This window comes from Arthrobacter sp. Z4-13 (genome assembly GCF_054792705.1).
The window spans coordinates 182,098-204,508 of the sequence record NZ_CP096458.1; the positions used below are offsets into that span (position 1 = coordinate 182,098).

Below are 22,411 nucleotides of genomic sequence, written 5' to 3' on the forward strand. Positions count from 1 at the left end.
CTTAGACACACTCATCGCAGCAGGGCCACGGGCCCTCTTGTCTTCAATGACACGAATTCAATTCCCCACCAACCGCGAAGAGCCCGTAAACCACTGCAGATTTGGTTGCCCCGTACCGCGGTCGCGGTTGATCACTTCCACCTGATCTCGCTGGCCAACCAAGGCCATGACCGAGACCCGGCAGAACCTCTCCCAACAGGTCAAGGGCCGGCGCGGCCGGGCCATCGACAAGGCCTGGGCTCACCGCATGCTCCTGGAGTCGGATTCTATACACCCCCCTCTCCCTACAGGGGGTGCTGGCGAATCAGTCGCAAAATTGAAAGCCCCTGTCGGCAGGACCGATGTACGTCAAACGCTCGGCAGGTGTTAGGTCGTTTCCTGCGATTGTGCACATGCGGTCCTCCCACGACCCCTGGTTCGGGAACAACATTGTCACGTAACCCGAAGTGGTATCTATGGTGGCCAACATTTGACCATCCTGTGCCCATGAGGCCGACCACGGCAGGAAGGGCGCGTCCAGTGACTCAATTGCCGGGCGGGCGGCTTGAAGGTTTGTTGAATCCAAGAGTTGAATTGAATGCGCGTTTGAATACACGGCCAACGTCGTTCCGTCAGGGCTGGGAATGACTCCTCGGATGGGCGAGTCAAAGCGCCGCGTCGTCAGGGTTGAACCATCACGGGCTTTGACTGACATTCGGTCGCCGCTTTGTACTACAAGATGGGACTCTGCGTTTATCCATACTCGCTCGAATGAGTCGTTTGATGAGCCAGCATCCCCTATCGGTACGAGCGTTTTTAGCTTTCCAGTTTTGGTGTCGATAATCGCCGCCTCGTGATGGGCTTGAAGAAATACAACTTCAAGTCCGCCAGGGGCAACACTCATCCTGTCCGGCCAGTTGCTAGAATAGCTTGACTTGATCGATTCCAGCTTTGCCCAGGACTTTGTTTCCCACGCGTCGTACGTGCCATTCCCACGATTAAATGCAACGAGTGTGTTGCCGCCGTTCACTAAGGCGACTTCAATGTGATTTGAAGGTGTTCCCGCTGCCATCGGCAGTACTTTCGCATCGGTCAGATGCCTCAGAGGTTGCCCGGTCGAAGCATCCCAGATTAGAATATGTCCACTTGTGGTGGTGCCAACGACGTAGCGGGAATCTGCGGCCAAATCCGAGAATTTGACCTCTCCATCGATTCCCCATGTGTCGGTTGAATAGACCAAACGACCGGGTTGCAGGAGAGGAGGCTTCAGGGATTCCTCCTTAGGGATTTTGACAACTATAGAATCCCCGCCCTTGACACGTGAGGCCACAACAAGATGATTGGCCGGTGTGAAAGCGATTGCCTCGGCAATCGTCATGGACCTGGACAATGCATCTTCCGCCCAGGGCTCGAAGAGAATGATTTGGCCTGTCTGGGTTGCGGCGGCAAGCACGTTACCCTCAGGGACAAACGTAAATGATGTTATCCCCGGCCGGGTTATCAGCGACGAGCTTGTGGGGTACGAAGACACGTCGTTGGGGCGGGGTACGCCAGGTGTTAGCGTTATCCCGGCGCTATTCCGCGAAGCAAATCCCTGATTTACCGCAACCAGATCGGAGACGGGATCTGCGCCAGGGCTTTGAAGAAGCGATTTTTCCTTTACTGACCATATGACTGTGCCTCGGGTTGTCCCAAAGAGAAGGATATCGCCCACGTTCGAAATGAAATTTCGGTCAACGGTATTGATGTGTGGTACTTGCCCAGGGGGAACTAACTGTTCAATTCCTCCGCTAACACTCCAAGTCAGCACAGTCCCGTCGAAGAGAACCAAGATTCTTTCGGTCTGTCCGGTATGAATATTATGCTTCCAGTCGGATATAACCCGAATGGTGTTGGACGGCTGGCCTGCCGGAAAGCTCCTCACTAGTCGACGTCCCTGATTGGTGAATTCGACTATCTCTATTGAGTTGTCCCTGATAATTGCTACTAACTGATGTCCCTCGGTTAGCGGGTTTAAAGGCAGGTGCCAAGGAACGGTTCCCGCTTCTGGGCGATTCTCTGCTATTCTGACTAGCTTGGCTTCTGCATTGCTAATCGAATAGAACTTTATCAAACCGTAGAGAGCGTCGATCAGAATGAGTGTTTGACCGTCGGGGCTAAGTTCAACGTCTTGAATGGTAGAGCCGGTTGTGATGGTCCATAATTTTGTTTGAGATCGCACGTCCCATGCTGTAATGGCCTTGTGGCTACTGTGGATGAGCATGTTCCCGGTCCCTTTTAGCGCCACTATCCGCCCTGGATCGGCTTCAAGTACAGCGCTAGTGAATTGATTGGTTAGGGCGGTGTTTGCCATCGCCATAGCGGACTCAGGGCGGGCCATCAGTTTGTGACTGGCCAGGGCAAGCAATGCGGAAAGTCTGGGATCCGTACTGCGAAGTTCATTGGATTTGTTAATGAGGCTGGTGGCTGTTTCTTTACGTTCTGCGGTTGCTATCTGGTTGGAGTAGAACATCCCGGTGGTTACAGCGGTGAGGACGGCGGCGGCGATCATGGAGAAGATGATCAGCGGTGCCCATCTGTTTGGGCGACTTCGGGTCGCGCGAACGGCTGACGGTGCGTCTTTGGCCGGAGTGGCCATGGCGGCGTAGCGGGTAGCTGCGCGTTCAGCATCGCGGCTGTCGACTGCGGGGTATACCACTCTGAGGTTATTTTCCGCGGCTGCTTTGAGCTTGTTTTCGTAACCTTTTACCGATGCCAGCATGGTGCCGTCTAAGGACCCGGTGGCCGCGCAATTTGGGTCGAGTTTTCGGAACCGCAGCAGCGTCGTAAATTTTCCACGTTTGAGTTCGTCTAGGGCTATGTACCAGGCGGCACCAAGTGAGGCTCCGGCTACGTGGTGCAATGGGGCGTGCGTTTTGGCATCGGTGAGTTCCCAAAGGAGGCAGCGTTCAGATGCGCGAAGTGGTGATATTGCCCATGCGTCTCTAAGGGCTTGGTTGAATGCCTTGTCCACGACGAGGAATGTCATGGTTTTGGGGTGGGGATGGATGCCAGCTGGTCCTGTGCGAATTTCGGAGATTCTCAGGTGACCCACGCTGCCGAAGTTCACTTGATCAAAGAGGACTGGGACTACGACCGTGCGTATGGGGGCGAGATCGTCCCCTGAGAGGTAGCGGGCGAGAAGGGAGACGAATGTTGCTGAAGGATGATCAGGGTTTGCGTTCTCGATAACAGCCTGAACGTCTCCGAGCATCGCATTACGGTGATTCGGCTGGTTTTGGGGGCGAAATCCTGCGGGGCTCGAATGGCCACAGTTATCGAGAATGTCCATTGAGTCCACGACGAGCTGGTTCGCATCGGGACGGCCGGTCAGGGCATGTGCGATGTTTAGAATGGCGTGAGCGATGTCGGTAGACGTGGGTGTTGCCAGGGAGCCGGCGGCCGCTCTCGGACGAACGCTGGTGTCCGAGCTCAATGCCTCCCAAAGATTTTGGTCGTCCTCGAGAGCTTGCAGCTTTCCGGTTGGGACAGCATCGCGGCATAGCGATATCCAACCCTCATCAGTGCCTAAAAGCTTTGAAGCAAGGCGATACCGCGCATCGAGGCGTTCGTTCGGTCTCACGTAGTTCATGTAGTACCACCAAGAAGAGACCTCAGGATGGCTGCTATCGGGTCAGTTTCTGGAAGCGTGCGGGCTATGGCAGTCCAGGCACGCACGCCGTCGGCTCCACACCCGTTGACGCTAAGAGCAATCTGTGTCCGGGCACCTGCATCAATGTCCTGGATGTGAAGCGGGGTAGAGTCGATCGCGATGTTGAAATGCCCGGAGGGCAGGGGTGCGGTTAGTTCGGCGACAACATATTCATCATCGTAAATATAGAAGACTACAAAGAATGTAGCTGTTTCACGGGCATCAGCGATCCGCAGCCGAACTAGCGAACCGTCAGGGTAAATGCTCCGCGGAGCGTCCAAAGCGATATGAATTGAGGTCGCGTTGGAGTCGATCGTCCATGTTGCCGCGACTTCTCCAAAAGTTGCTTTACCTGTCATCTCGTCATGGTCGGCTGCGTCCTTTGCGGCCCTCACATATTCGTCCTGCGAAAGGAACTCCACGAAGGAGTCAACATGGATTTCGTTGGGACGGATGTGTTGAAGAACTCTGTCGGCAGCGGCGGCGGCAGCTAGGGAATGCGCAAAATGATCGCTGGTGGGCTGCTGCAGGATACCTTGGACGAAATTTCGCACAGTTTCCCTACACGTGCGCGCGGCCAATCTCTCCTGCGGTGCGGCAAGGGGAGAAGAAGGGATGCTCGGGTGTCGTATGTCAATTAGATCGGTAGCCGAGATCGGGCGTTTGGGGGCCGTGTGCCCGATGTAGGTGTTATCCGCGGGATTATGCCGAAGAGCTGTGGTGGCTACGGTGCGGTGGGTGTCCGGGTCGGTGATCAGTGCCTGATAAACGGGCGCGTGTTCGGGAGTGGCGTGTGGAGCAGCGGGGGCGGTGATCGTGATCGCTGCCGGACTTGTGTGATGCTGACGCACGGTGATCGTGTTTTCGGCTGTTGCTGCAGGGCCGTGGCCTGTGAGCCGCCAGTCCGGTGAGCCGGTAGCGATGGTTCCTGGCAATGTGGGTGCGGGATCGAGAACAGCTTTTATTTCTTCTGCTGTCAGCGGTCCGGGGAGGGTGTATGACTTGGAGTCTGGGTAATTAAGAGGAGTGTTTGCTTCGGCGGCTTCGATGGCTTCCAGTACCTGGTTTCGGAACTCTGGTGTTATGGCGTCTGCCTTCAATAGGCGGTCCAATGCCTGCGCCGCAGGGTAGGCAGTTTTGGCAAGGCTGGGATCGGGCAGTTCCCCCGTCAGAGTAATTGCCTGGTGTTCGGCGCGAAGGAGGTCCAAGGTGAGGAGCGAAGGGTCAAGCGGAAGCGGGTTCCAGTCCAAGTCCCAGCGCCGGGCCGCCAATTCTTGCAGGGTTGCCCAGTCCATACCGGGCGTGAAGGGCAGTTGTTGTGGGCCGTGGCCGGCAGCGTCGATCAGCGCGACTGTATCAGTCCCGAGGATGGCTTCCAGACGTCCGCGATCCTTGGGGTAGTTATCGGAAACGATCCTGACGGGCACACGAACGGCGGGGGTTATTTCCACGGTCAGGTCCGGCCCGAGGGCTATCACCACCGTCGGCAGCCCGTGGGTGTTTTCCGCGCCGGTGAGGACGAGTTGGTCGTCGGAAAGATGAAGAGTGAGTGTCTCAGTGTTCATGGCCGGTTTCTTTCTGCTCGCCGCCCGTGGCCGCTAGGTTGTTCAGAATGTCCTTTACCGCGGAGTCGGTCAGGATGGTATCGAAGATCAAAGCGCGTAGGAGAATGGCATCCTCCGATTCCGGCGAGGGGTTGCCCAATAGTGTGTGATGGTCGTGGTATGCGCACAGTATTTCGTCCAGGCTCATGCCGGTCAGAACGGCTTGGTTAATTTCTGCCCACGTGCATACTTCCAGCATTTCTCCGGCTGCCATTCGTAGAGTTTCCGCTGGAAGCGCGGAAGGGTCTTCGAACTGAGTGCAGGCCCAGTCGTGTTCCTCCACGGTTGAGAGGATTTTTTCAATTGAGTACCGAACACTGTCCAAGGTGAGTAAAACAACTCCGCTTGGAAGGTCTCTCGGAACATTTACTGCGGTGCGGAGAGGTTGTGAAGGCTTACCAGCGCCTGTCCGGATCTTCGTTTTTCTGTTGAATAGGGAGGATCGATAGGCCTTAAACGCCCGGTCAAAAGGCTTTACTGACGCGACGGTGAGGAACTTATTCAACGACAGTATCGAGGTGTGCTGATAGGTTTCGCGACTGTTGGGAAGCCCGGACCCCAGCCCTTCACCGCGCTGAAGACGCCGGATGAGCTCGGTCAGTATGAGACCGGGGAGTTGGCCTGCAACAGACTCGAATTCCTCGTCGTGAAACAGTGAATTCTTCTGCTGAATGTACTGTTCCTTGTTGATTCGGTGCAGCAGCCGCTGGCCGAACGGATTCCAGCGTGAGCAGGCCCAGGCCGCACTGCCGGATTCGTCCAGTGGAAGCGCCGCCTGGAGCAGCCGATGGGCAGGGTCGGGGTGCGGAGACCGCTGCGGCGCGGGGGGCACCCGGAGAAAATCCGGGACTTCACCGGCAGAAATCACAGGCGCCGCAGCCCGCAGACAATCTAGGGCCCCGGGAGTTGCGTTGTAACGAGCATTCCAGCCCTTAGCACTGTCAGACTTGGCCTTCCGGACCACCTCCAGACTCAAATCGTTGAACGTCCTGATGAACAGTGCCGCCAGCCCGTGGGCCCCTGCATCCAATGGGCGGGCGGCCCGCACGATACCGTCCGCAGCCTGCGCTCGTACGAGGTAGACAGCAGCGGCAACGATGGCCAAGGATCGCGGCCGGATGAGACCAAAGGGGAAGTATCGTCGTGTGGCTGTTTCGGCTTTAAGCTGGCTCTCTTGCCCGGCGCGCAGAAGTTTCCGGGACGCCAGCTGCTGAGTCAGGGCCGTGGGTTGTCGCAGATCTCGGTCCAAGCCAGGCAAGGCTTCGAGGGCGGGGCCAATAATTGCTGCGATCTCGGCGTCACCAATGGCAGGTTCCACTGCCCGATAAAACATCTCGGTCGTCGCGGGCCCGCGAACTTGGGCTTCTTCCTCAGACATTATCGGTTGTGCTGCTCCAGCCGTTCCTTGCTGCCGGTCATGGTGCGCGCTTGCCAGATCGGCGAGGCGTTCGGCGCACTCCTTGTTCGTTCGGGTAAAGGAGCCGGCTATATCGCGCCTGTCGTGTGAATCAACAGCCTTCACAGCCGCCCTGGCGTCAGCTTCGGAAAGACCTTCATCTTTGCACAAAATGCTTTGCGCATCATTTTCAATTGTTTCTCGCCGCAGGGGCCCAAGCTCGGATCGGATTATTTCTGCTAAAGCGGGAGTGTCATTGAGAATCCTTCTAACAGCTATCGGACTGAGTCGGACGTCAATGTCGCGCTCCGCGCCTGGTTTTTCCTTCTCCGCCAGCACCCGAGCCAACATCTCCACTAGCTGGTTTGGAGAAAGGCTAATCTGTTCGAGCTCCGAATCGAGGAAGAGCTTCCGCCGTTTTCTCAATTCTCCAAGCATGATTTCGCGGTACGTGTCTGGCTGCTCCTGGCTGTTCTGCTTGCCCATGCGCCCCCCTGCTCGTGCGGTCCTGTGGGTCATCTTATGGTCACGTCCATCCTCGCCACGGGAAGTGGGTTCGGTTTGTGTTGTCCTGTGAAGTAGAGGTCCTGACCTGGCAGGCGCTCGTGGTCGAGCCTCATTGTGGATACCGACAGGGTCTAACGCCGTGGCGGGCGGTTGCGTAGGAAGCGTGGTCGGGGTCCGAGGGCAATTCGTGTGACGAGAGCCCCGGTGGCGAGCCAGGCGAGTGTTTGAGTGGGGTGGGCGAGGATGAGGCCGGGGAGTTCGAGGGCGGATTCGATGGCTGAGAGGGTGAGGGCTTCGATGACGCCGTGCAGGGTTCCGGACTGGACCCAGTACGTGATGATGTACCAGGCAATGGGTGCGGTGAGGGCAATGAGTGCCCCTGCACGGATTGCGGTTTTGAGTCGGGCCCAGCTCATGAACTGTTTCTCATTGGCGGTGCGTTGGATGAGTCGGCAGTCCCGGGCGTGGACGGTGGTTTCGGCCAGGCCGTAGCTGGTGTCGAACGCTACGGTCAGGCGGTTGCCGGTGCGGTTGCGCACCAAGCCCCGGGTGCCTTGCCTGATCCGGGGCGCCTTAGTGAGCTCTTCGGTAAGGCTGGTAGTGATGTTTTTTCGGGCTGCGACGAGGTCACCGGTGCCTGCAGGGGCGCTGAAGGGGTTCATGGGATGCGAATCCTGATCTTCGGGTGGGGCTCATGGGTCCCGTTTTTTTGGGCGTTTTCGGCGTTGAGGTGGTCGTTGGCTTCGTCGCGCATCCGGTCTTTGCTTGCCTGGTCGGCGTCCGCGAGGTCGCTGGTTTGCCGGTCCTGGTGTTCTTGCTGGACTTGCTGCTGAGTGGGTGGGTCCTGGTTCGGGAGGCGTGGTTCGATGGCCCAGAGCGAGCCGCTGATGAGCCCGGCTGTGCCGGCAGCGATGATGAGGGTTTTAGGGACTCGCATGATCTTGTCCTTTCTGCTGCTGGTTTGGTGTTTAAGTGCTGGGGGCGCCGAGTGTGCTGGGCGCCCCCAGTTTTCTTCGAGGTTGGGTTAGAGGTTGTGGTGTTTTGGGTGGGTTTGACGTGTACGCGTTTGGAGAAGTAAGCGGGCGTGATGGGTTTCCACCATTTGGTTAGCGGCACCGGTGAGCAGGAGCGCGGTCAGAGTGGCGGCGGCCGCTCCGCGGCGGATCCGGTTACTGGTGGATGCTGTGCTGGGGTTCATGGCCGTTTCTCCTTTGTTCATTGGTGCTGGTTACTTTGGTTGATGTGCTGGTGCCCTGCCGGCTGCAGGGTGTGTTCAGTGGTGTAAGGGTTTCCCCTTATTTGTCCGCTGGCGTGGGACCGGGGCGATTGGTCCGGGGTTGGCCGTGGGCGGGTTCGCTGGTGGCGTCGTAGAGGGTCGTCGCTGCGGTGACGGCGAGGGTGATGCCGTTGGTGATTGCGTTGATGCTGGTGGGCATCAGGATGCCGTGCCGGATGGCGATTCCGGCTCCGAGTTGAGCCAGACCAATGGTCGGCATGTCCCTGAGGCACCAGCCTGTGGTTTCCCAGATTTTGGCGTCGCAGGTGTCTGAGACGGAGATGAGGAGTTGGAGCCAGCGTTCATGGCTGTCGTTGTCGATGACAATGGTGATTTCGCCGTGGTTAGCCGTGTGGATGGCGGCCTGGACAGCTCGGTGAGCACGGGGTAGCGGTGTCCAGCTTTGGATTGCGGAGTCTTGATTGAGGGCGGTAAGGACGTCGTTCCAGTCGCACACTTGGCAACGGGCGTGGGGGCTAACCTGGTTGCGCGTGTCGGTAGCGGGGTTCCGGGTGCCGCAGGGGCTGCAGTACCCACCCCCGGGGCGTTATTTCCAATGGGCTCCGTGGGTGGGGCATTGCTGTCCGGTGTTGTTGCATTGGGAGCAGGTGAGTTTGCCCAGGAGGCCGTGGGCTTTCCCGCCGTTACACGCGGTGCAGTCCTTGGTGGTCGTAAAGCATTTTTTGCACTGAGCCATGTTCGTTCCTTTTGTTGTCATTGCTGCTGTTGATGATTTGTGCTTGGCGCCCTGGCCGGTTGCCGCGTATGTCACCTCTGTCAGGGTTTCCCCCGGGGCCCTTGCTCCGGGGCCGTCGGGGGTGGCGAAGGTCTTGGGTGGGCGCCCCACCCCCAAAGGTTGGGGCGCCCGGCTCTGGGGTGGTTAGGCGTAGACGGGGGTGAAGTACTGGCTTCCCCACCACATCCGCATCCACCACCCGAGTGGTCCGACGCTGAACATGTGGCTCACCTCCTTTCGGATTCTGGTTCCGGTTTGGCGGGTGCCCTGCCGGCTGCAGGGTGTGTTACTTGTGTAAGGGATTCCCCCTTTTGGGATTCCCGTTGTCGGGGCTTGGGGCATTCCGGAAGTGCCGGCTGTGGGAGTGCCTGATAATTTGCAAGTAATGCTTGTTTTGTTTGGTTTTGGTTTTCAGGGGGCGGTGCACCGCCCCCCTTTTTTCTTGCTTTGTTCTTTCATTTAGATGCATTTGCCGGGGGTCAGCCGGTCGCATGTCCGGGGGCTCTCACGGTTTTCCAGTGGGTGGGTGGGTGTGGAGGTAGGTGAAGGGGTTTGCGTTGATTTCGGCGAGGACTTCATTGGCGTGGCGGCGGTAGATCCGGGCGGCGGTTGTCATCTGGCTGGCAGCCCAGGCCTGGGCGGCGTTGTGCCCGGCGGCGTCTTTCAGACCTGGTTGGGTGTGGGCGAGTGCTGCCGCGCTCTGGTAGTGGGCGCGTTCGCGGGGACCCAGGGCCGCGGCGATTTCGTTGCCGGTGCGCGTGTTCAGATCGGTGGCGGAAGTTTCGATGAGCTCCAGAAGGATGGTGAGGGGCAGGTCATCGGTGGCGGGGAGCCGTGTGATGAGGGCTGCCCAGGCGGGGTCGGTCATGGCGGTGGTTTCCCTTCTAGAGGCTGAAAGTGATCATGACGGTGCGGTTGGTTTCCGCGGCGGCGGGGTCCAGGGTCCCGTCGGACAGGATGTCGGGAATGAATCCGGGAAAGTTGATCCCGGCACCGGTGGCGGTGAGCCGGGCGGGGTCTGCCCCTGCCGCGATTGCCTGGTCGCAGACGGCTTGGGCGCGGGCGGTGGAGAGCGTAGCCCGGGTTTCGGGTGTCCCGGCGGTCGCGGTGGTGCCGGTGACGGTGATGCGTCCGCCAGGGTTATCGGTGAGCCAGGCAGCGAGTTCCTTGCCGGTCGCGGCAGCTGCGGCAGGGTCCCGGAAAGTCGTGCTGTTGGGGGCGAATCCGAGGGAGCTGGCGTTACTGAAGACCAGGGTGCCTCCGGCGGTTTTGGAGAAGTCGATGGCTTCTTGTTCAGCGGTGGGCACGGGGCGGATGCTGTATTTCCCAGTGGGCCGGTCCTTGGTGCCTGCGTTCGCGGCCCCTGGATGGAAAACGGCGGTGGCACCGGCCTCGGTGAGGGCGCTGGTGTAGATGTCCTGGTAGTTCTGCCGTTGTGGGCCGGTCAGGGCGGGCTGGCTGCCGTGGTGGTCACCGAGCCCATACCAGTGGATCGTGCGTCCGGTCAGAGCCGGGACGACTTTGAGTGCTTTGAGTTTGGCTTTGACTTCTTTCGGGTCGGCGCTGGCCAGGGAGGGTACGGTCAGATCCAGGGGTGCCTGGTCGGAGAGCCCGGGGCCGATAAGGGCGATGGTTGCGTCGGGTGTGTCCGTGGTGAGCCTGCCGGCCAGTTCCAAGGCCGCCAGGGGGTTGTCTCCATCCGCCTTTGCTTCGATGCCGGAGATGATGCGGCTGACGGTGATTTTGGCGTTGTTGATGTCGTTGTCCTTGCTCGCAGCTCCAATCATGGAGACGTGGGGTGCCTGGATGACGGAGGGTGATCCGTCTTCACGGATGATGCTGATGGGTTTGCCGGCCTCGAGGGTTTTTCGGACCATGCATGCGACTTCCGCGGGCAGGGCCGGTGCGGCGTTGGTGTGAGCGGCGACGATGATAGACAGCGCGGCGGGCTGCTCGCATTCAGTCTCGGCGCCGATCGCGGGCCCATCGCAGGCGGTGAGGGCAAGCGCGGCCAGGGCGGCAGTAGCCAGGACGGTGATGGCGGGGGCGGTGGTGGTGCGCATGGGTTCCTTCTTTCATCGGGGTGTTGACGCTGGTGCGCCTTGTCACTGGTGGGAGGGTTTCCCCCTCTCGGGAGGGGGGCCTGGGCCCGGCATTACATGCCGGGTCCTGGCCTTTGTGCGGGGTTAGGCAGCCTCGTCGTCGAGTTCGTCTTGCGCTTCAACAGTGTCGATCCCGGCTGCGTTGGCTGCCGTGTTTCTCTCGCTGCGGGTTGAGGCGGTGTGATCGGTTCGCTGGTCGGGCCCGGGTGGGGTGTGCAGCGAATTCTCAGATGCCGGGCCGGGCGCTGCCGTGGTGGCCGGCTGCCCGGAAGCAAGGATCTTTGGCAGGACTATTCCGGGGATCGGGAGTGCGGGTGTGTGCCGTTTGCCGGTGATGCCGGCGTTCCAGGCCGGGGTGGCGCCGGGTTCACCCAGCAGGGCGTCTTTCCCGGCCCGGTAGTCGGCATCGGCGATGTCGAGCTGGGCTTTGAGGATTTCGGCCTCCTGCTGCTGACGGTAGGCGAGGGTGTCCTCGTCTGCCCAGAGGCCTTGTTCGGTGCGCACCTGGTCCCGGTAGCGTTCTTCGATGGCGGCGCCGACCGCTTCTGCTTCGGCATCTATCTGATCGAACAGGAACGGCCCGGTCGCGTCATCGATCCCCTTCACGTGGGCCCGGGTACGGTGGACGATCTCGATAAGGTAGTCGGCCATTGTTGGGATCGCGATCCGGTCGGGGTGCGGAACCGAACGCCAGTAGCGGTTGTTACGCGGATCGGCCGGTTCGCCGCCGAAGTGCTCGTATCCGGGGGCGGGCGATTCGTCGGCGGGACGCTTGCCGAACAGTTTGTTCAGGTTCTCAATGATGCTCATCCTGGGGCTCCTGTTTCTTCGGTGGTGTGTTCGGTTGCTGGTACCTGTGTCAGGGTTTCCCCCAACGACCGGGGGCCCTTCCAGGCCGTCGGCGCCCACCGTGTTGGAAGAGGGCGAGCACCGGCGGTCTCGTGGGTCAGACCGGCTCCGGACCGGGTTCGGGGTCCACGATGCTGAGCCAGGACGGACGGCCCTGCCCTGGCCGGGACTGCGGGCCGGGCTCCGGGGCTCCACCGGCCTGTAATTGGCTCCGCCGCGCCGCATCTTGGTCGAGATTGAGGTGTTCGGTCAGTTCGGCGATGACGGGGGCGTCTGGGTGCCGACGGGTGATGGCCCGGGCGTAGACGTTGATCCGGCGGCTGATATGCCGGTGGCATTCAGCGACCCGGCCATCGAGGACGGCCTGGGCGAGAACGAGGCGCTCGTCGATCGCGGCCAGGCGTTCTACGGCGTTGTCGTGCGCTGTCCTGGCCGCTTGGGATGCAGCAGCGGCGGCATGGGCGGTGGTGGCGGCGGCGGCGTCGCGGGCGTCCTTTTCGCGCTGCCGGCGGGCGGCCAGGGCTATGGGGTCGGCGTGTTGTTCACCGGGCCCGCGGGGAACGGCCGCGGCTGGAGGCACGGCGGCACTCTCACGGGCGGCGTCCTCGGCGGCCTCCGCCTTCTCCTGCGCAACCCCAATGGCTTCCTTAAGAAGGGGGACGCGGGCCTGCAGCGTGGCCTTCTCGGTACGCAGCGGGTCCACGATGCGGTTGTGCGTGATGGTCTCCAGATCCTTGGATGCCCGGTATTCGTTCCGGCGTGCGACCGCCCACGGCGTCAACAGCACGGCCTCAGCGATGTCATCGGTACGGGGCTGAGCCTGCGCTGTGGACAGGTGCCGGCGGTCAGCCCCCCCGGCGCAGTAGTCGATCAGGCACTCGCGGAGGGTGTAGGGGGTGGGGGCGGCGGTGTCGCGCAGGTAGAGCTCGATGTCGGTTGGGCCGTTGGCGGGGGTCGTGTTCATGGCGTGGGCCTTTCTGGGTTGGATTGGGTTAGTGGTTGGTATGGGTGGGTTGGGTGCCGGTCCAGCAGCGTCCGTGGACGGGGCAGTTGGAGCCGTGGGTGCATTGGAGGCAGGCGCTGGCGCCGTAGGTTGGCCAGATCCCTGGGCATCCTTCACCGAGGGGGCAGGGCACTGTGGGGTTTCGCAGTGCAGGCACTTGGGGCCGGCGCCGGCGGTCACTTCTCGTCCTCGGGTGAGGCCGGGCTTACCGGTTCCTTGGGGTCGGTGCCGTTGTTTTCAGCCCCCGTGTTGTTGTCGCTGTCGGAGTCGGTGTGGCGTTTGTCGGCGGGGCGGTAGGGGTGGTCCTCGTGCCGGATCCGGGTCATGAGGGTCGCAGTGGGGTCTCCGATGAGTTCGGCCTGGGCAACGACGGAGGTTTCCTTGGCAGCATTGCGGATCGCGAGGTTTGCGTCGTGTGCGTTTCGCCGTTCTTGCTCGAGCGCGGTGCTGATGTGGTGGGTACGGCGTGCGAGGAGATTCCCGGTTTGGATGGCTCTGCCGTCGGCCTCGGCCCATAGCTTCAGCAGCCGGGTGCGTTCACTGAGACCTTTGAGCATGCGGCGCAGGTCGGGGTCGCCGAGGTCTTTGGCCTTGTGGATCAGCAGGATGCCGGTGGCCAGGAAGATCACGAGCATCACTACTCCGAGACCGATATCGGAGAGCAATGCGTTGCGAATGATCCGGTTGATTTCCTCGTCCGGCGCACCGTCAGGGATGACGGGGACTTTGATTTGCGAGTGCACCATTCTCATGACGGCAAGTCCGATGCCGATCAAGGCCCAGACTCCAGCCAGGGCCCAGCCCCAGCGTTTGTTGTGGCCGTGGTGAAGGACATGGCCCGCGAAGAATGCACAGGCGCTGGCGACGGTGACCGCTCCGGTGGCGGCGAGGGCTGCGAGGAAGGTGTCTGCCACGAGCAGTTTCAGCACTTCGGTGGCGAAAATTGCGTCGGTCGCGGCTCCCAGGGCGGTGATTGCTACTGCGATGGCTGCGGCGAGGAACCAGTCCTTTTGGGTCCAATTGACGAGGTGCCGGCGGTGACTGAGGGTGACAGGCTTGGCGGGTGTTGCCCGGGGTTCATGGCGCGGTGCGGGTGAGGTGGTGGTTGTCATGGCAGGTGTCCTTTTCGTGGGTGGTGGTTAGAGGCCGATGGGGGTGGGGGCAGGGTCTGTCCTCTGGGCGTTGCCAGTCGTGCTCTGCGTGGCAGTTGCGGTGGCTGCAGGGGCCGCGGGCTCTTGGCCGCTTCCGGCAGCAAGGAACAGGACGACCGCGAGTAGTGCCAGAAGCAGAGCGCCGACGGTAATGATGGCGGCGGCACGTTGCCGGGCCGACTTTCCGCGCCGGAGGGGCGGGAGCGGGTTGGGGAGCTGGTAGGAGAGGGTCTCGCTGCGGTCCATGGTTGGGTCTCCTTCGTCGTTGTCGTTCTGTACTTGTGACAGGGTTTCCCCCGCCCCCGGCCGTCGCCGTTGTGGTTATTGCTCCGGGTGCTGCCCCTCGCGAAGTGGGGCAGCACCCGGATCGGGCGTTAGGCGGCGAGGGCAGCTGGTGCGGGCGCGCGGCGGGCATGGCGGGCCATGGCGTCCGCCGCTTCGTTCAGCGGGTGCCCGTTGTGGGAACGGATCCAGGTGATTTCGATGCTGCGGTCGGTGCGCAGTGCCTGGATTTGGGCTGCGAGGCGGCGCATCCGTGCCTGCGCCGGGACGGCGGTGCCGTTAGCGAAGGCCACCGCACCCTGGCTATCGGAAAGAACGAGGAGATTTTTGCCCGGGTGGTGGGTGATTGCTGCGTGGATCGCTTTCAGCTCGGCCCAGGTGATGTCGCAGGTGCCCGGCAGCCGGTCCTGCCACACCAGCCCGTCGCTGCCCACGGCGGCGATCCCTGCACCGGCCTTTCCGGGAACGATGGATGCATCGGTAGCGATGACCGTCCGACGCTCGTTGGTGAGGTCGTGGAGGGAAAGCCGGGCAGCGGCGGCGCTGGCGTAAACTGTGACGCTGTTCGCTCGGCTGGCCGCCTTTGAAGCGGCGGTGGAGAGGTGGGGTTCGGCTGTTGCGGTGAGCTCCAGGGTGGGGAAGGAGTCCTGGAGTATGGCGACTTCCCTTCGGAGCGCGGGGTCGTCAATGAAGAGGCGGGTCGTGCGGGCGTCGGTGGGGTTGTCCACGAGGAAGGCGAGAGCGTCGATGCGGGCGGATGTCGCGGCGTGATCGGAGATGCCAGCGGCGCTGTATCCACGGAACAGCTCGAGGTGCTCCTTGCCATCCGGTCCGGTATAAGCCAACGCTGCGGTTGCCATATGGGCAGTTCCTCCGCCGCGAATTACTGCGGTGCACATTCCAGTGCCGTCCCAAGGGCGTGGTGTCGCGCCGAGGATCGGGCGGGGGGACAACGCGTAAAGGGTATTCGCAGCCCAGCCGATTAGGGTCGTGACTGCGTTGAGAAAAGTGATGGACCGCTTAGACTGCATTTGCGTTTCCTTCCTGCCGGGGGCCGTTCCGGATGAGGCCCTTACACCTGCGACAGGGTTTCCCCGCTACGCACGGTCTGACATTCGGCCGTGTGGACGATCGGTTCTTCTTCGGTGTACCGGGAGGCGGAGTGATGTAGGGCACGAGCAGGCCGGCGCCCAATCTGGGATGCCAAAGCGGTCATCAGGAAGGCCAAAGAAGCGCTGGCAGGGAACGGTAAATACGGTGGACTTTGGAGGTCCAGCAAGCGGAACACGATGACCAGGAGGGCATTGCCAGCTCGGTTTTGACTGGAGAATCATTGTGGTCCGGAACTTCGCTGCCCGGGCCTTGGGCCTGTGGATCCTGAGACACTGCGTGCCATAGCGAAAATCCTCGACGAGGCCTGAGCTGCAGCTCTATGAACCACGCGTAGGCTACGAAGCGTGAACGACAAGCAAATCCAGGACATCGCCGACAAGGTCATTGCCGCCCTGGAGAACCTCGCACCCACCGATCCCGGATTCCAGCTCGCAAACTGGGGCCCGGTGGCTGTCTTCTTAGCCGCCTGCGTGGCCGCCGTGGTTGGGTACAAGAATCTTTTGATGCAGCAACGGACTCTGAAAGAGACAGTAAGGAACTCCGCCAGGAGTTTGAACCAGAAGCGCGAGGCCGACGCCCGAAGCGAATGGTGGCGCCGCACCCAGTGGGCACTGGAGGCAACTGCTTCCAAGGACAATGAGGTGCTGGCCGCCTATGGCACCGGGATGCTCACTCTCCTGGCTGAAAGTGAGTTGGCCACAGATAAGGACAGAGACCTGCTCGATACTGCATGGAAAGTTGAATCTGCGGCCGCGGATGAGCAGTCTGCTGAAGAGTTCCTGGCAGAAGCCGAGGAACTCGTCAGTGAGCTGGATGTGGACGGCGGTTCCGAAACAGGCAACAATGGAGGAACAAAGGAGGCGCACCATGGCTAGAATCACCCGTTCCAAAGTCACAGCACGCGAGGCTCAGGCCGTCAAGATCCGCCGCGGCATCCGTGCCGCCCAGCTCCGCGTCGCCCTCGATAAACAACGCGGCCGCGAAACTCCGGACGCTGTCGTCCGCCTGTCAAACCTGAAAATGCCCGGGATCAGCACAGCGGCGGTGCAGATACCTTTGGCGCGAGAATCGCCCAGGGAATCGCACCTGGCCTCGTAGCAAGACCATGTCAGCGTAGCTCCATACAGCTTTTGCCCGCCCCGCATTTTCATTATCGCGCGCGGAAAAGAAAAGCCCCTTCCGGGGTATCCCGGATGGGGCTTTTCCAGTTCCTGACCACCACCAGTGGATGGTTCCGGTCTCTGGTAGCTGAACTCAGAATCGCAACGAGGTCGCCCAGTTGGATGAAACGCCGGTGCACGCAGTCGCCCATTCACGGCTTCTCACCCGCCTGATCTGGAACGCCGATAATAAAGATTCCGTTAACTTGCCTCTCTCGGCCAGGTCGGCCGGCTACAACGCCGCGGGGGCGTTGGCAGAGGCCTTGCCTCTTCCCGATCAATAGGGGAGGGGGAGGAACAGCACCGCTTTATTGGGGAATTCTTCCCGTGTCCTGTACGTTGCAGGACCGGTAACCACCCCAACAGAGAAGAGATGCACCGCCGTGGCAACCGATTACGACGAACTGCGCACCGACATTAAGGAGTCCCAAGAAAATTCGCTGGAGGCCCTGAAGTCCGCCAAGGCGCCGGATGCGAAGTCTGTGGTTCAGGAGCTCGACGAGGCTGACACCCTCGACGGCCTCACCCCGGGCGGCGAGTTCATTGCCGAAGAGCTCGTTGTGCAGGTCATTCCGCAGGCTGAGGATGAGTTCACCTGCAACTCGTGCTTCCTGGTCCGCCACCGTTCGCAGAAGGTGCGCGAGAAGGAAGGCCATGCCTACTGTGTCGAATGTGAGGGTTGAGCCCCACTACTGGCCGGCTGTCCCGGAGCAGGTCTGGGACAGCCCCCGTGGACATGCTGGACAGCATGACGCTCCTCCAGAACTCCCTCGCTGCTTTCGCAGACAGGTACCGTCCGGTCGCCAAACGCCATTGAGGGCCTGTGGCTGCTGTCCTTGGCCAGGCGTGCATGATTCGGGGTCTTCAGCTGGTTTTGGGTTCTGATCTTCAGCAGTGCACGTGAGGCTCGACTCTTTTGGAGTGAAAAAGGAATAGGGATGCCTTCCAGCGCCTTGTTGCTGATGGGGCCGCTGACTGTTGGCTGCCTCATTCGAAAGGACCCTCTTGCCCACAGCTTTCATTCCCTTCACCATGCGCGCGTCAGCCCGTAATGACCACCGCGGCACCTTCCGCACTGACATTGAACGACTGAGCGCCGGACACCGGCATTGGGCGCCCCTTGACGTGCTCAGGTCCACGAATACCCAGGCTGTTTTCCGCGGTGCCGTCCCGAAGGGCGCACACACCGCGACTGATGCGAGCCTTGCATGCTTCCTCCAGGATCGTCTCGCCACTGTTGACATCCATCTGGACCTCAGCGTCACGATCGAGCGATAGCCGGCCCCAAAGCCCCGGACCACGGTCCGGGGCTTTTCTTGTGCCCGTTATTGTCACGAGTCCGGTCAGGCCAAAAAAGCAACGAGCGGAGTGGCGTCAGAATAGGGCGAAATTTCCGTTTTATTGACAGTCGCTCATGATGTTCTCAAATCCCACCCTGACAGTCGACGGGCAGGAAACCGAGGTGCGGTAGCCCGAGAATCATCAAAATAGGCCAAAGAATCGGGACTCGAGGAGACTCGCGTGCGGCAGGAGCTAACGAAGTCCCCTCTTGCGGCTCGACAGGTGTCTGAGAACAAGACCAAATCCCCACCGGCAGGTGAATCCTCCCTGGCCAGACCGCCTTTACGTCAGGCTGGGGTGTACTTTCAGCTGACGACTACGGAAATTGCGGGAGGAGACCAGACGGCAGCTGCCCCAAGAAGGGAATTGTCGGCTCTCGCTAGGGTTTCTGGCTTACCGGGATCTGTAGGGTGGGCAGCGGTTAGTTCGTCAGGAGGGAAACGTCGCGGACGGCGCCCTTGTCCGCGGACAGGGCCATGGCGGCGTAGGCGCGCAGTGCCGCGGAAACCTGGCGGTCCCGGTCTTTGGGTTTGTAGCCGCCATTGGCTTCCAGTTTTTCGCGGCGTTCGGCGAGGACCTCGTCGGGGACCTGCAGTTGGAGAGAGCGCTGCGTGATGTTGATGCTGATGACGTCGCCGTTCTCCACCAAGGCGATGGTTCCGCCGGAGGCAGCCTCGGGGGAGATGTGCCCGATGGACAGGCCGGAGGTGCCGCCGGAGAAGCGGCCGTCCGTGATGAGGGCGCACTTCTTGCCCAGGCCGCGGCCCTTGAGGAACGAGGTCGGATAGAGCATTTCCTGCATGCCCGGACCTCCGCGTGGGCCTTCGTAGCGGATAACCACTACGTCGCCTTCCTTGATGGTCTTGTTCAGGATCTTTTCTACGGCTTCGTCCTGGGACTCGCATACAACGGCCGGGCCTTCGAAGATCCAGATGGACTCGTCCACGCCGGCGGTCTTCACCACGGCGCCGTCGACGGCCACGTTCCCGCGGAGCACGGCCAGTCCGCCGTCCTTGGAGTAGGCGTGTTCCACGGAGCGGATGCAGCCTTCCGCGGCGTCGGTGTCCAGGGAGGTCCACTCGCAGGATTGGGAGAATGCGGTGGAGGAGCGGACGCCGCCGGGAGCTGCGTGCCAGAGGGCTTTCGCTTCTTCGGTGGCTTGGCCGCCGCGGATGTCCCAGTCGTCCAGCCAGCCGTCCAGGTCCGCGGAGTGCACGGAGTGGACGTCCTTGTGCAGGAGCCCGCCGCGGTTCAGCTCGCCCAGCAGGGCGGGGATGCCGCCGGCGCGATGAACGTCCTCCATGTAGTAGGTCTTGTCCTTGGCAACGTTCGGGGCCACCTTTGCCAGGCAGGGCACCTGGCGGGACTTGGCGTCCATCTCGGCCAGTCCATAGTCCACGCCCGCCTCCTGGGCCGCGGCGAGCAGGTGCAGGATGGTGTTGGTGGAGCCGCCCATGGAGATGTCGAGGGCCATGGCGTTGTCGAAGGCCTTGGCGGTGGCGATGGAGCGCGGCAGCACGGAGGCGTCGTCGCCGTCGTAATAGCGCTTCACCAGCTCGACGACGGTGGAGCCGGCCTTCTCGTACAGCGCCTTGCGCGCGGTGTGGGTGGCCAGCACGGAGCCGTTGCCCGGCAGGGACAGGCCGATGGCCTCGGTGAGGCAGTTCATGGAGTTGGCGGTGAACATGCCGGAGCAGGAACCGCAGGTGGGGCAGGCGTTCTCTTCGATGAGGTTGATGTCAGCGTCGGAGATGGACTCGTCCACGGCGTCGGCAATCGCGTTCACCAGATCCAGGGAGCGCACGGAGCCGTCGGTCAGGGTCACGCGGCCGGCCTCCATGGGGCCGCCGGAGACGAACACGGTGGGGATGTTCAGGCGCAGCGCGGCCATGAGCATGCCGGGGGTGATCTTGTCGCAGTTGGAGATGCAGACGAGCGCGTCGGCGCAGTGGGCGTTGACCATGTACTCCACGGAGTCGGCGATCAGGTCGCGGGACGGCAGCGAATAGAGCATGCCGCTGTGGCCCATGGCGATGCCGTCGTCCACGGCTATGGTGTTGAACTCGCGCGGCACGGCACCGGCGGCGAGGATCGCGTCGGAGACGATCCGGCCCACAGGGGCGAGGTGGGTGTGGCCCGGGACGAATTCGGTGAAGGAGTTGGCCACGGCGATGATCGGCTTGCCGATGTCCGAGTTGGCGACGCCGGAGGCGCGCAGCAGTGCGCGGGCGCCGGCCATGTTCCGGCCATGGGTGACTGTTTTGGAGCGAAGTGCAGGCATGGATACCATCCTGCCCGGGCCTGTTGCGGCGTGGAAGACGGCGCTACTACTAGTAGTGGCAGTACCAGAGTAATAGTATTCAGGGGTGCAGGATTCGGGACGTCGCAAAGAATTGGGTCTTTTCCTTCGGGCCCGCAGGGACCAGGCCGTCCGCGGCGACTACGGCCTGCCGCCCATAGCCCGCAAGCGCGGACGGGGCCTGCGCCGCGAGGAGGTCGCGTTCCTGTCTGGCGTGAGCGTCACCTGGTACACGTGGCTTGAGCAGGGCAGGGACATCAGCCCGTCCCGCCAGGTACTGGAAGCTATCAGCCGTGCCCTGCACCTGTCGGACACGGGCCTGGACTACGTCCTGTCCCTTGGGGGCTACGCCTCTGCCGGGCCGGGCAGCGCCGCAGCCGCGACTGCGCCGGCCCACATCCAGCGTCTTCTCGATGCCCTGGACCCCAACCCTTCGTTCGCCCTGTTGCCGGACTGGGGTGTGGCGGGCTGGAACAACGCCTACGCAGCCCTCTACCCCAACATCGCCACGGTTTCAGCTCCCGACCGCAACCTCCTGTGGCTGGTGTTCACCGACCCCTACGTCCGGGACCTGCTGCCCGACTGGGAGGTCACGAGCAAGCGTTTCCTTGCCGAGTTCCGCGCCGAAACCGGGCAGCGGCTCGGCGAGCCGGACGTGGCCTACCAAGTGGGGCGGCTCAAGGAAACAAGCCCGGAATTCCGGGCAGGGTGGGACCGGTACGACATCCTGGGCTTCGAATCACGCGAGCGGCTCTTCCACCACCCAGCCGTTGGAGTCCTGCAACTGGAACACCACCAACTCTCGCCCTCCGACCGGCCCGACCTGCACCTCGTCGTCTACACCCCGTCCCCGGGGAGCGATGCCGCGGCCCAGATGCAGTCCCTCATCGCCGGCACGCCTCGGACTTCCTGACTGATATCTGCCGGCTCGGTTGCAGGGAGCTAAGTGGTACTCATGGGGCTTCACTACATCACCAGCGCGAGGCAGTAGCGCGTTTTGCTTCTGATGCGGGTTCGCCTTAGGCGGTTTCTGCTCTGACTGTGTTGGTGATGCTTCCGACTCCTTCGACTGTCACGGTGATGGTGTCGCCGTCTTTGAGGAAAAGTTGGGGGTCTCGGCGGTATCCGACTCCGGATGGTGTGCCGGTGAGGATGACGTCTCCTGGCTCCAGTGTGGTGAATTCGGTGATGGTAGCGATGAGTGTGGGGATGCTAAAGATCAGGTGGGAAAGGTCGGATTTTTGGACAACTTCCCCGTTCAGAGTTGTGCTGATGCCTGCTTTGGTGATGTCGGCTTCTGCAGGGGTGACGATGTAGGGACCGATCGGGGTGGTGTTGTCCCAGATCTTGCCCTGCAACCATTGGTGTGACTTGTTCTGGAAGTCGCGCATGGTCACGTCATTGGAGACGCAATAGCCAAGGACATGGTCCATGGCGTCCTGTTCGGTGACGCGGCGGCCTGTCTTGCCGATGATGACGGCGAGTTCGCCCTCAAAGTCGACCTGAGCGGATTCCGGGGGCAGGACGATGTCGTCCGCGGGTCCGATGAGAGTCGATGCGTATTTAGGGAAGAGGACGGGAAAGGCAGCCGTGCTTACCTCGTCAGCATGGTCTTTGTAGTTCAGGCCCACGCACAGGATCTTCCCGGCCCGTGGTGACGCAGCGCGCAGGGTGACGTCCGAGACGCTAACCCGGGCTTCGGTCAGACGGGCGGCGCTGACAAGGAGATCGGCTGATGTTTCCGGTCCGATGTCGGTGAGCCCGGCCAGCGGGATGAGGTGTTCGCCGCGGACTTCGCCGATGAAGTGGTTACCCTTGTATCGGTAGTTTGCGTAGGCCATTCTTTTCTCTTCCTGATCTGGGTTAACTGTTGCGGCAATGCGTGCAACGTGCCGGAGGTGAAGGTTGTTCATCATCGGCCT

General features: G+C 61.6%; 20 protein-coding genes. 5 read left to right on the forward strand and 15 right to left on the reverse strand.

Annotated features, from left to right (window positions below; translation table 11 throughout):
• Positions 1 to 304: 304 nt before the first annotated feature.
• The 13 genes from M1E07_RS00900 to M1E07_RS00960 all read right to left on the reverse strand — a co-directional run bounded on the left by M1E07_RS00900 (position 305) and on the right by M1E07_RS00960 (position 15,436).
• Positions 305 to 3,610, reverse strand: coding sequence for a WD40 repeat domain-containing protein (locus tag M1E07_RS00900; RefSeq protein WP_461186821.1), 3,306 nt, complete (start codon positions 3,608 to 3,610; stop codon positions 305 to 307).
• Positions 3,607 to 5,235 (reverse strand): hypothetical protein, encoded by a 1,629-nt coding sequence (locus tag M1E07_RS00905; RefSeq protein WP_461186822.1) that lies wholly within the window; start codon positions 5,233 to 5,235, stop codon positions 3,607 to 3,609. Before M1E07_RS00905 ends, M1E07_RS00900 begins: the two co-directional genes overlap by 4 nt.
• Entirely contained in the window at positions 5,225 to 7,156 is a 1,932-nt protein-coding gene (locus tag M1E07_RS00910) for a hypothetical protein (protein WP_461186823.1), read from the reverse strand. Before M1E07_RS00910 ends, M1E07_RS00905 begins: the two co-directional genes overlap by 11 nt.
• 152 nt (positions 7,157 to 7,308) lie before the next feature.
• The gene (locus M1E07_RS00915) at positions 7,309 to 7,839 is read right to left on the reverse strand and encodes a hypothetical protein (protein ID WP_461186824.1); all 531 of its coding nucleotides are present in this window, start codon (positions 7,837 to 7,839) and stop codon (positions 7,309 to 7,311) included.
• Positions 7,836 to 8,114 carry a hypothetical protein gene (locus M1E07_RS00920; RefSeq protein ID WP_461186825.1) on the reverse strand — a complete coding sequence of 93 codons (279 nt, stop codon included), beginning with the start codon at positions 8,112 to 8,114 and terminating at the stop codon, positions 7,836 to 7,838. Before M1E07_RS00920 ends, M1E07_RS00915 begins: the two co-directional genes overlap by 4 nt.
• Positions 8,115 to 8,472: 358 nt before the next feature.
• Positions 8,473 to 8,910, reverse strand: a complete 438-nt coding sequence (locus M1E07_RS00925) for a hypothetical protein (protein WP_461186826.1) — start codon at positions 8,908 to 8,910, stop codon at positions 8,473 to 8,475.
• A gap of 784 nt (positions 8,911 to 9,694) precedes the next feature.
• The gene (locus tag M1E07_RS00930) at positions 9,695 to 10,057 is read right to left on the reverse strand and encodes a hypothetical protein (RefSeq protein WP_461186827.1); all 363 of its coding nucleotides are present in this window, start codon (positions 10,055 to 10,057) and stop codon (positions 9,695 to 9,697) included.
• 16 nt (positions 10,058 to 10,073) lie between these two features.
• A complete protein-coding gene (locus M1E07_RS00935) occupies positions 10,074 to 11,252 on the reverse strand; it encodes an OmpA family protein (RefSeq protein ID WP_461186828.1) in 1,179 nt (392 codons plus the stop codon).
• 123 nt (positions 11,253 to 11,375) lie between these two features.
• Positions 11,376 to 12,101 (reverse strand): hypothetical protein, encoded by a 726-nt coding sequence (locus tag M1E07_RS00940; RefSeq protein WP_461186541.1) that lies wholly within the window; start codon positions 12,099 to 12,101, stop codon positions 11,376 to 11,378.
• A 136-nt stretch (positions 12,102 to 12,237) separates the two neighbouring features.
• Positions 12,238 to 13,104 carry a hypothetical protein gene (locus tag M1E07_RS00945; protein WP_461186542.1) on the reverse strand — a complete coding sequence of 289 codons (867 nt, stop codon included), beginning with the start codon at positions 13,102 to 13,104 and terminating at the stop codon, positions 12,238 to 12,240.
• 215 nt (positions 13,105 to 13,319) lie between these two features.
• Positions 13,320 to 14,255 (reverse strand): hypothetical protein, encoded by a 936-nt coding sequence (locus M1E07_RS00950; protein WP_461186543.1) that lies wholly within the window; start codon positions 14,253 to 14,255, stop codon positions 13,320 to 13,322.
• 27 nt (positions 14,256 to 14,282) lie between these two features.
• Positions 14,283 to 14,540, reverse strand: a complete 258-nt coding sequence (locus M1E07_RS00955) for a hypothetical protein (RefSeq protein ID WP_461186544.1) — start codon at positions 14,538 to 14,540, stop codon at positions 14,283 to 14,285.
• Positions 14,541 to 14,668: 128 nt separating this feature from the next.
• A complete protein-coding gene (locus tag M1E07_RS00960) occupies positions 14,669 to 15,436 on the reverse strand; it encodes an RNase H family protein (protein WP_461186545.1) in 768 nt (255 codons plus the stop codon).
• A 597-nt stretch (positions 15,437 to 16,033) separates the two neighbouring features.
• Between M1E07_RS00960 and M1E07_RS00965 the strand changes: the two genes are divergently transcribed.
• From M1E07_RS00965 to M1E07_RS00980, 4 genes are all read left to right on the forward strand, one after another.
• Positions 16,034 to 16,564 (forward strand): hypothetical protein, encoded by a 531-nt coding sequence (locus tag M1E07_RS00965; RefSeq protein WP_461186546.1) that lies wholly within the window; start codon positions 16,034 to 16,036, stop codon positions 16,562 to 16,564.
• A complete protein-coding gene (locus tag M1E07_RS00970) occupies positions 16,557 to 16,787 on the forward strand; it encodes a hypothetical protein (RefSeq protein ID WP_461186547.1) in 231 nt (76 codons plus the stop codon). The genes M1E07_RS00965 and M1E07_RS00970 overlap by 8 nt, the downstream gene beginning before the upstream one ends.
• 445 nt (positions 16,788 to 17,232) lie before the next feature.
• The gene (locus M1E07_RS00975) at positions 17,233 to 17,532 is read left to right on the forward strand and encodes a DUF4193 domain-containing protein (RefSeq protein WP_461186548.1); all 300 of its coding nucleotides are present in this window, start codon (positions 17,233 to 17,235) and stop codon (positions 17,530 to 17,532) included.
• Positions 17,533 to 17,854: 322 nt separating this feature from the next.
• Positions 17,855 to 18,127, forward strand: a complete 273-nt coding sequence (locus M1E07_RS00980) for a hypothetical protein (RefSeq protein WP_461186549.1) — start codon at positions 17,855 to 17,857, stop codon at positions 18,125 to 18,127.
• Positions 18,128 to 18,611: 484 nt separating this feature from the next.
• Here the strand turns inward: M1E07_RS00980 and ilvD are convergent, their stop codons facing one another.
• The gene (ilvD, locus tag M1E07_RS00985) at positions 18,612 to 20,471 is read right to left on the reverse strand and encodes a dihydroxy-acid dehydratase (RefSeq protein ID WP_461186550.1); all 1,860 of its coding nucleotides are present in this window, start codon (positions 20,469 to 20,471) and stop codon (positions 18,612 to 18,614) included.
• Between the two features lie 85 nt (positions 20,472 to 20,556).
• Between ilvD and M1E07_RS00990 the strand changes: the two genes are divergently transcribed.
• On the forward strand, positions 20,557 to 21,402 hold the full coding sequence (locus tag M1E07_RS00990) for a helix-turn-helix transcriptional regulator (protein ID WP_461186551.1): 846 nt from the start codon (positions 20,557 to 20,559) through the stop codon (positions 21,400 to 21,402).
• 106 nt (positions 21,403 to 21,508) lie between these two features.
• On the opposite strand, the gene M1E07_RS00995 is transcribed toward M1E07_RS00990, so the two are convergent.
• Positions 21,509 to 22,330 carry a fumarylacetoacetate hydrolase family protein gene (locus M1E07_RS00995; protein WP_461186552.1) on the reverse strand — a complete coding sequence of 274 codons (822 nt, stop codon included), beginning with the start codon at positions 22,328 to 22,330 and terminating at the stop codon, positions 21,509 to 21,511.
• Positions 22,331 to 22,411: the final 81 nt, after the last annotated feature.